The organism is Pseudoalteromonas sp. MMG006 (assembly GCF_018101025.1).
Taxonomy (GTDB): domain Bacteria; phylum Pseudomonadota; class Gammaproteobacteria; order Enterobacterales; family Alteromonadaceae; genus Pseudoalteromonas.
This window is the reverse complement of record NZ_JAGJEJ010000044.1, coordinates 1-1867: the sequence shown is the minus strand read 5'-3', so window position 1 is coordinate 1867 and position 1867 is coordinate 1. Positions and strand designations below refer to the sequence as shown.

At 41.0% G+C, this 1867-nt stretch carries 1 protein-coding gene; it reads left to right on the top strand.

From position 1 onward, the window contains the following. Positions 1-128 precede the first annotated feature (128 nt). On the top strand, positions 129-1667 hold the full coding sequence (locus tag J8L73_RS19100) for a transposase (RefSeq protein ID WP_211019455.1): 1539 nt from the start codon (positions 129-131) through the stop codon (positions 1665-1667). Positions 1668-1867: the final 200 nt, after the last annotated feature.

Genomic DNA, 1867 nt, shown 5'->3' with positions numbered 1-1867 from the left:
GGGCGTTGAGGCTGTAGAATTACTCTTTTTAGGAACGTATCCAACTATTCTTGGCTGGTTGCTTTTTAACCTTGAATCCATCCGTTCGCTGTGATCTAATAGATATTATTCACCCACGGTAAATCGTTATGGCCAACTACAAGCCTGACTTATCCTGTCAAAATAAATTCATTCCTATCAATTTCGCTGAGCAAATTTTGCCTGGCACATTTGAATATGCCCTTTGTTATATTGTCGAAAATAAACTCGATTTATCGGGGTTTGACGCGTGGTACAACAATGACAAAACGGGCGCGGCGGCGTATCCACCTTCGGTAATGCTAAAGATTATTTTACTGGGCTATGCACATGGTTTGATCAGTAGCCGTCGAATTGCTAAAGCGTGTGAGACGAACATTTTATTTATGAGTGTGTCGGGAGATATCCAGCCGCATTACACATCAATAGCAGGCTTCGTTACTAAAATGCATGAACAGATTGAACCGATTTTTACGCAAGTGCTGATGATATGTGATGAGGAAGACTTGATAGGCCGCAACATGTTTGCCATTGATGGGTGTAAATTAAAGTCCAATGCGAGTAAAGAGTGGAGTGGCACATTCGATGAGTTAGGTCGCAAAAAAGCAAAACTAGAACGCGCAAGCAAACGTATTATTGAACGCCACCAATCACAAGATGGACTGGGCGAAGAATTGATAACTCAGGATTTAAAACAAAAAGAAAAGCTAGATAAAAGTGCAGATAAAATCACCGAGTTTTTAGCCACTCACGAAGAGAAAACAGGCAGTAAAGGCAAGCCTGTTAAAAGTAATATCACTGATCCAGATAGTGCAAAAATGACGACCTCAAAAGGCACAATCCAAGGTTACAACGGCATAGCGATAAACGATGATAAACACCAAATTATCCTGCAAGCACAAGCGTGGGGCTCAGTAGGCGAGCAACAAACTTTACAGCCAGCCGTTGCACAATTAAAACAGCAACTCGCTAAACTCAATACAGAAAAAATGGCAGATGAGCATACCATCAAATTCACCGCAGACAGTGGGTTTAACAGCGAAGTAAATCTTGAATTTATGGCGCAAAGTGGGTTCGATACGTACATTGCGGATAACCAATTTAGAAAACGAAATCCGCTGTTTAAAGCCAGCGAAACATACGAAACGGAGCAAGAAAAGCGCCGACTAAAACGCAGCAAAGGCAAGCCACGATTATTTACCTCAGATGATTTTCATTATAATGAAGCAACCCAAACTTGCCGCTGCCCCGCAGGCAATGCCATGTGGCGAAGTGGTATCAATGTAAAAAGCCACAACCAGCAATACACGCGATTCTGCGGTTATTTAAAAGACTGTAAAACGTGCCCGCTACAGCAGCAATGCATGCGAAAGCCACCCATTAAAACGGGGCGACAAGTACAGTTTATAAATAATGAATCGCGAAAAAAGCTGAGCTATGTTGATAAGATGAAAGTAAAAATAGACAGCCCCATAGGTCGACGACAATATAGCAAACGACTCGGGTGTATTGAGCCAGTGTTCGGGAACATTACAGTGAATAAAGGCATGAATAAATTGACCTTACGGGGTCAAACAAAAGTGAATGCGCAATGGCAACTGTATTGTCTTGTTCATAATATAGAAAAGCTGCAAAACACGATGCATTAAGAAGGGTAAGCGCTTTTACCCTAAATAAAAGCCACTCAAGTACCGTAATCCCGTCCAAAACGCCAATTAAAACAACACCAAACTCCCACTTTATATTCTGCATAAAATACAGTAATCGATTGAACCAAAATAGGAACTCAGCTATGGTTTGTTTATCAATAAAAATAAATTTAAAAACGAGTTAATCTACAGGCTCGTTA